The organism is Sphingobacterium sp. UBA6317, from assembly GCF_002440385.1.
Lineage (GTDB): Bacteria > Bacteroidota > Bacteroidia > Sphingobacteriales > Sphingobacteriaceae > Sphingobacterium > Sphingobacterium multivorum.
Map to the genome: position 1 here is coordinate 21,212 of NZ_DJTD01000036.1, position 7,354 is coordinate 28,565.

Consider the following 7,354-nt stretch of genomic DNA (forward strand, 5'->3'; position numbering starts at 1 on the left):
TATAACAGCAGACCTTTCTGTAGTATAAGTATGTTATTTAAAAAATATGTATGAGATAATTATTGCTGCGATTACACCGGCTAATTCCGCTAATAATGCACATGGTAAAGCATGCCTAGTACGTTTTATGCCCACTGCACCAAAATATACGGCGAGGACATAAAAAGTAGTTTCTGTCGATCCTTGTATAACACAAGCAACCCTGGCAGCGAAATCCATTGGACCTTTGGCATTCATCAAATCGACCATAAGTCCACGTGCACCGGAGCCGCTGAGCGGTTTCATAAAGGCTACTGGTAAAGCGTCTACAAAGGATGTGTCTAGACCACATAATGCGATGGCTTCGGAAATTCCAGCGACCATATAGTCCATCGTTCCTGATGCTCTAAATACCGCAATACCAACAAGCATGGCGACAAGATAGGGGATTATTTTTACAGAAACTTCGAAGCCCTCTTTGGCACCTTCAATAAATGAATCGTACACATTTACTTTACGGAAAAGAGCCAAACCTATGAAAGAGGTAAATAAGCTGAATAAAATAACATTACCAAACACTTTGCTGAATATTTCAATTTCTGTTTGTTGCAGTCCCGAAAAGTAATAAAGTAGTCCACCGATAAATAATCCCATTGCACCCAGGTATCCTAGAATTACACGGTTAAATAAATTGATTTTTTGATAGATGGAAACGAGAATCAAAGCCACCAATGTGGAAAAGAAGGTTGCGATCAAAATTGGCAGAAATACATCTGAAGGGTCTGGAGCACCAGCTTCCTTCCGATAAGCCATAATTGAAATAGGCAATAGGGTTAAGCTAGATGCATTGAGGACAATAAACATGATCTGTGCATTGGTAGCGGTTTCCTTATTGGGGTTGAGCTCCTGGAGTTCCTTCATCGCTTTAAGGCCCAATGGCGTTGCCGCATTATCTAGTCCCAACGCATTAGCCGAGAAATTCATCAGAATTGAGCCAAGTGCCGGATGATTTCTGGGTATTTCCGGAAATAGTTTATGGAAAAAAGGGCCCACGATTTTTGCAAAAATATTGATCATACCGCCTTTCTCGCCAATTTTCATAATTCCAAGGGCAAAACTCATCATGCCGATCAGCCCTAAAGAGATTTCCGCCCCCGTTTTTGCACTGTCAAAGATTGAATTTACAATTTGCTGAAAGATTTCCGTATCTCCGAAAAAGATTAGTTTTACAAGGGCTACGGCAAATGTGATTAAAAAAAATGCAACCCAAACGTAGTTTAATGCCATATAGATTTAAAATATGCGTAAAAGTAATCTTTTAGAACTTATCCATCAACTGGCTCCATGGATTTTTCTTCTTATTTTGACTCTTTTCCTTAATGAGGTGTGCAACGATATAATCCAATGTATCCTCGTGCTCACTGATCATTTTATCGGATAGGGAAATCAACTTCTGTATATTATTGGGCGAGGCTGCATCTAGCGACGCATTGATACTAGACAAGTTGGAAGGCTCTATGCGCAGATAATTTTGTTGCTTGCCATTATTTTGGAATAGTTGCCGAATAAAAAATTCGGTACTCTCGGAAGATGCACTCGTCATAATGTCAACTAAAGCGGGGCCGATTTGTATAGCAAGTTTCTTCTTAAAATGTTCGTAGTTATAAGCTGTCTTTGATATTCCCGTACCTAAGGATACCATAAACATGTCGTTTATCTGCGTGCTGTTAAAAGCCTTTAAAACTTCAAGTAAACCACATATGGAGGGGTTTTGAGCAAACACACCGCCATCAATCAACGGATATCTTGTTTTTGAAAGGGAATAGATCTCTGCAACAGGAAAAAATGTGGGCGCAGCGGATGTCGCCTTGCAGACGTCTTTGAGGTAGAAATCCCGTGCTTCGCCATGCGTAATTGCTTTTTGCTGCCTGAAAAAATGATTTTTCCGTAATTCAATGTTATATGCAGTGATGATACATGGTTTGATAAGATGGCTCAATTGTGCATTTTGAAAATATTCATCCAGGACATTCGATAATGGATTCGACGAATACAGCTCACTGACCAGGCCAAATCCACTCAGAAATCGACGCCATTTGGAGGCCGTGAAAATTTCAGTTCCATGGTTGACGAATAAGTTTAACGCATCTCGAGCTGAAAATTTAGGATGCGCGGGATTGCCTTCTTCTGGATACAAGAGAATGCTCGTTAGAATTCCGCCGCTGCTTGTACCTGCAATAAAGTCAAAGTAGGAGGCAATCCGTGCATTAGGATCCATCGTCTGCTTTTGCAACTTCTCTTCGAGAGCCACAAGAACCATTGCAGGAATGATACCCCGGATACCACCGCCGTCAAGCGCGAGAATATTCTTCATAAGCTAAAAATTGATTTAGTTAACGATATGTAAATATAATAAATGTCTACAATTGGCAGGAGTCATATATTGGTGACAATTGTCAGCGATCCTGTGCTTCAATGCATAGCGAATCTATTTGTAAATACTTTTACAAATTTGCCCTAAACAAAAAAAGCTGCCTCAATAAAATTTGAGACAGCTTTTTTAGCTAGCATAGATACCGATTTAATTGAACCAAGCAAATACTTCGTCTTTCGTTGGCATATTGATATCCAGTTTAAGTTTTTTACGCATACCACCAAGGTCATTAAAAACCTTGTTCGGATTGGCTTCTTTTAAAGCTTCAATGGTTGTAAAGCCCATTTTTTGTAACGTGGGAACCCAGGCTGCAGGAATACCTTGTTCTTCATAATCTTTTACTTCTGCCACTTTGGCGACTTTTTCAGGTCTCATTTGTGGGAAGAAAAGAACTTCTTGGATTGACGCATTATCGGTCAAGAACATGATTAAACGGTCCATACCGATTCCAAGTCCAGAGGTCGGTGGCATTCCATATTCCAATGAACGAAGGAAATCCTGATCTATAAACATGGCTTCATCATCACCTTTTTCAGAAAGACGTAATTGATCTTCAAATCGTTCACGTTGATCAATTGGATCATTAAGTTCTGAATAAGCATTGGCAATCTCTTTTCCACAAACCATCAGCTCAAAACGCTCGGTTAAATCAGGATTATCTCTGTGTTTCTTCGTTAAAGGAGACATTTCTTTTGGATAATCCGTAATGAATGTCGGCTGGATGTAGTTTCCTTCACATTTTGCACCGAAAATTTCATCAATCAGTTTGCCTTTACCCATGGTTTCGTTTACATCGATGCCCATTCCTTTGGCAGCGATACGGATTTCTTCTTCAGATTTTCCAGTAATATCAAATCCAGTGAATTCCTTAATGGAATCTGTCATCGATATCCGTTTATATGGTGCTCTAAAGTCAATTTTATGTTCACCGAAGGTTGCTTCAGTCGTACCATTTACAGCCAACGCACAATGTTCTAACAAACGTTCTGTAAAATTCATCATCCAGTTGTAGTCTTTATAGGCTACATAAATTTCCATTGCGGTGAATTCCGGATTGTGGGTGCGGTCCATTCCTTCATTACGGAAGTTTTTAGAAAACTCGTATACACCATCAAATCCACCAACGATTAGTCTTTTTAGATAAAGCTCGTTGGCGATACGAAGATATAATGTAATATCTAAAGCATTATGATGCGTGATGAACGGACGTGCCGCGGCACCGCCTGGGATGGATTGCAGGACCGGTGTTTCTACTTCCATATAACCCGCATCGTTAAAGAACTGACGCATCGCATTGAAAAGCTTCGTACGTTTGATAAATATGTCTTTGTTACTTGGATTTACGATCAAATCTACATAACGCATTCTATAGCGTTGTTCTGGATCTGTAAAGGCATCAAAAGTTTTACCTTCTGCCGATTTTACAACAGGTAGGGGGCGCAGCGATTTGGATAAAACAGTAAATTCTTCTACGTGTACTGCAATGGCCTCGGTTTGTGTCGTGAAGACATAGCCTTTGATACCAACGATATCGCCAATATCCAATAGCTTTTTGAAAACTACATTGTAAAGGTCTTTATTCTCATCAGGACAGACATCGTCACGCTTTATATAAGCTTGAATACGTCCGGTGGAGTCTTGAATTTCAAAAAATGAAGCACTACCCATCACACGACGACTCATGATACGTCCCGCAATGGTGATGTTCTTATAATTCAATTTATCTCTATCGTAATTTTCTAAAATATCAGCAGCATGTGCATTGACGACAAATTCGTTGGCTGGAAATGGATCAATTCCCATATCCAACAACGATTGCATCGCTTGTCTTCTAAGTTGTTCCTGTTCGGATAATACAGTACTCATTCGGTATGAATAATATTTAAAATGTGAAAATCACGCAAAAATAGCCATTTTTTTCAATTCTTTTTATGGATTTTTTTTGAAAACGCTGTAGCGAAAGGAAATGGCATTTCGTTATATGGATAAAAATAGTTAAATAGTGATATTACTACAAGGGGACATTCGGCTATTTGATGTTGAGTTTTATAATTTTAATTTCGTTATCTCCTCGAAAAAAACGTTCATCTTGAAGGGGAGAATTCGATAGATTGTTTACATGGCATATGTTATTGATTGCATATGAAAGGCAATTTGTCTAAGTTTGAAACTTAATAATTAAATGGTTTAAGTGGGTATAATTCGGTCATATTTTTATAACAAGAAGCTATCATCTTTACAGGATGCCTTAGAACGTTGCTTACGCGATCGTGAGGACGGCAAGGCCTTCGTTTATAAGAAGTATTATGGTTATCTCATGGCTATTATTATTCGTTATGTTAAGCAGGATGTGGACGCGGAAGAGCTTGTAAATGAAAGTTTTGTTCGGGTATTTCGGAAATTAGAATCATTTAATAGGGATATTGATGATGAAAATCTCGAAAAATCATTTAGAGCTTGGATAGGGCGAATTGCTGCCAATATTTCGATTGATTTTTTACGAAGTAAAAAGCAGTTTTATTCGGTTGAAGATTTGGGAGAAGGGGATATGCATACTCCTGCAGTACAATTGGACAGTCGACTAGAGGTCAATGAGATTATGCGTCTGCTCGATCAGCTCCCCGAAATTCAAAAAACTATTTTTAATCTCTATGAAATTGAGGGTTATTCGCATGATGAAATAGCCCAGATGCTTAACATACCAGATAGTACGTCAAGGACTTATCTGACGCGAGCGAAACAAAAACTTAGAAAATTATACTTGGATTATACAGGCGTAGTTCAAGAAATAAGATAAATAGTGTTGTTACGATGAAAGACAATAAGAAAAAGGAATTGATAGAAGAGATCATTGGACAATTAAAAGACCATGAACTACCTTATAAAGAAGGTTCCTGGGAGAAATTTGCCTCAAATTATGGCGTTTCAGCACATCGCTCCTCTAATTGGAAGTATTGGAGTGCTGCTGCGGCTGTGTTATTGTGTTTTGGTGTAGGATATTGGGGGCTAAAGACGAATGTGGAGACTGAGTCACCTGCAGTCGTTTTAACACATCTGCCAGAACGAGAAGATGTGTTAGGTGATCATAAGGATTTAAAAGAATCGATACAGCGTTCGTTATCGGGTGTTACGGGCGATAGGATTGTAAGTGCAGAGGTATTATCAGCGAAGAAGCCCTATGCCTATTCTGTGCCAGGGGACCATTCAACTGAAAATTTGGACAATCACCACTTGGTATTGAGTACTGGGCAATTAATGCGGGGCCACGATGTGGCTGTATCAGCCGATTTAAGAAGGTTACAGTCCATGCAATTGAAAAATAATTCATTTTCAGCGCAGGTTGGTTTAACGGAAAGTGAAGCGGAACGGGCAAGCGCGTCAACAAATAACACGTTGACGAATAAAACCGTTATTGCATCGACCAATTCAGGGCTAATCCCGCCTGTTAATCAAACGCAACGTGACGCTGTAAAACTCGCGCAATTGTATGATGCGCAACAAGGGAGAACAAGAACTAGTGTTGTTCACACGAACATTCCTCAAGATAAAAAATGGGAAATGGGCGCTTTTGTATCCCCAGCCTCTACATCGGAAAGCATAACGCTCGGTGGTGGGGTCGCGCTAGCCTATAATATTTCGAGCAAAGTAAGTCTTCGTTCAGGAGCTTCCATTCAACATTATGGAGCTGTTTCGGGTAATTCACCCATCACTCCTGCAATGGGATCAAATTCTCTTAATGCAGATGCGCCAAATTATATTTCTCAATCGAATTTGAATAATTCCTTTGCGATGCGGGCAGCAGATGCAAAAGATGCAAAGAGTAATGAACGGGTTTCAGGTAAAATCCTAACAGTTGATATCCCATTGGATGTTAGATACGCGATAAACAAGAATTTCTATACCTCAGTCGGTGTATCCTATGTTGGTGTATTGGATCAGGAACGGGCAACGATCTATGAAACAAATAATACGGAGTACAGACAAAAATCTCAAGACAAAAATGTTGATGATAAAGGTGTGAACGGCTTTATTAATTTTTCAGTTGGTCGGAAACAGAAAGTTGGAAAATTATCCATTTCTGTAGAGCCTTATTATAAAGCTCCAATCGGAAATTTGAAATCATCCGATTTGAACTATAGCAACGGGGGAGTGAAAATAATTACTAGTTTTTAAATAGCATAATGTTATAAAAAAAGCCGCAGTAAGCTTGAAGTTTACTGCGGCTTTTTTTATAGTCTGCAAATTGGGGTTTATTAAATTTCATCAACGCGAACCCAACCCATTCCTGCGGCTTTCGCACCTTCAACTCCTGGGGTCCCGTCTTCGTAGACCAGGCATCTTTCCGGAGCAATATTCAATTGAGCAGCTGCCAAAAGAAAGGGTTGTGGTGAAGGTTTTCCCTCAGCTGTATCTCCAGCACAAACCAGTGTTTCCAAATCATCCCATACACCAATGGTGGTTAATGTCATGGATAAGGTTGTTCTGGTTCCTCCTGAAACGGCAGCGATGTGTTTTTTACCTTTCTGATATTTTAGATGTTCAACAACGTAATCTACAGGTTTCGTCTTGAAAACATACTCGTCTCGAAAAATAGTAGACTTTAGTGTGGAAAATTCTTGATAATCGAAATCTACCTCATAGCGTTTGCTGATTTCCTCTGCAACAGCCACAGTGGGCCATCCGGCAGTTTCATCAATCAAATTGACGTCCAACTCGACTCCGTATTGTTTGGCTGCAGCTTTATAGGCTTGTTTATGTGCGTCCATATTATCTGCCAGGGTACCATCGACATCAAATAATAGTGCGTCGTAGGATTCGGCAAGAAGGTTTAGTAATTCAAATTTTCGTTGTGATTCAGGTGACATATACTTTTAATAGTGAGCAGTAAAAATAAAAAAATATAATTGGACGAGCAAAAAAGAAGAAGCTGTCTCAAATTTA

Annotated in this window: 6 protein-coding genes; 2 read left to right on the forward strand and 4 right to left on the reverse strand. The window is 39.4% G+C overall.

The annotated features are described in order from the left end of the window. Positions 1–33: 33 nt before the first annotated feature. The 3 genes from B3E92_RS11425 to lysS all read right to left on the reverse strand — a co-directional run bounded on the left by B3E92_RS11425 (position 34) and on the right by lysS (position 4,279). Positions 34–1,266, reverse strand: a complete 1,233-nt coding sequence (locus B3E92_RS11425; protein ID WP_112376495.1) for a nucleoside recognition domain-containing protein — start codon at positions 1,264–1,266, stop codon at positions 34–36. Between the two features lie 31 nt (positions 1,267–1,297). After that, positions 1,298–2,353 carry a patatin-like phospholipase family protein gene (locus B3E92_RS11430; RefSeq protein ID WP_112376496.1) on the reverse strand — a complete coding sequence of 352 codons (1,056 nt, stop codon included), beginning with the start codon at positions 2,351–2,353 and terminating at the stop codon, positions 1,298–1,300. A 207-nt stretch (positions 2,354–2,560) separates the two neighbouring features. Next, complete coding sequence (gene lysS / locus B3E92_RS11435; RefSeq protein ID WP_286896756.1) at positions 2,561–4,279, reverse strand: lysine--tRNA ligase; 1,719 nt, start codon at positions 4,277–4,279, stop codon at positions 2,561–2,563. A gap of 325 nt (positions 4,280–4,604) precedes the next feature. Between lysS and B3E92_RS11440 the strand changes: the two genes are divergently transcribed. Next, positions 4,605–5,210, forward strand: a complete 606-nt coding sequence (locus B3E92_RS11440; RefSeq protein ID WP_046673558.1) for an RNA polymerase sigma factor — start codon at positions 4,605–4,607, stop codon at positions 5,208–5,210. A gap of 14 nt (positions 5,211–5,224) precedes the next feature. Further along, positions 5,225–6,586, forward strand: a complete 1,362-nt coding sequence (locus B3E92_RS11445; protein WP_286896759.1) for a hypothetical protein — start codon at positions 5,225–5,227, stop codon at positions 6,584–6,586. 80 nt (positions 6,587–6,666) lie between these two features. Here the strand turns inward: B3E92_RS11445 and B3E92_RS11450 are convergent, their stop codons facing one another. Next, complete coding sequence (locus tag B3E92_RS11450) at positions 6,667–7,278, reverse strand: HAD family hydrolase (protein ID WP_070568850.1); 612 nt, start codon at positions 7,276–7,278, stop codon at positions 6,667–6,669. Positions 7,279–7,354: the final 76 nt, after the last annotated feature.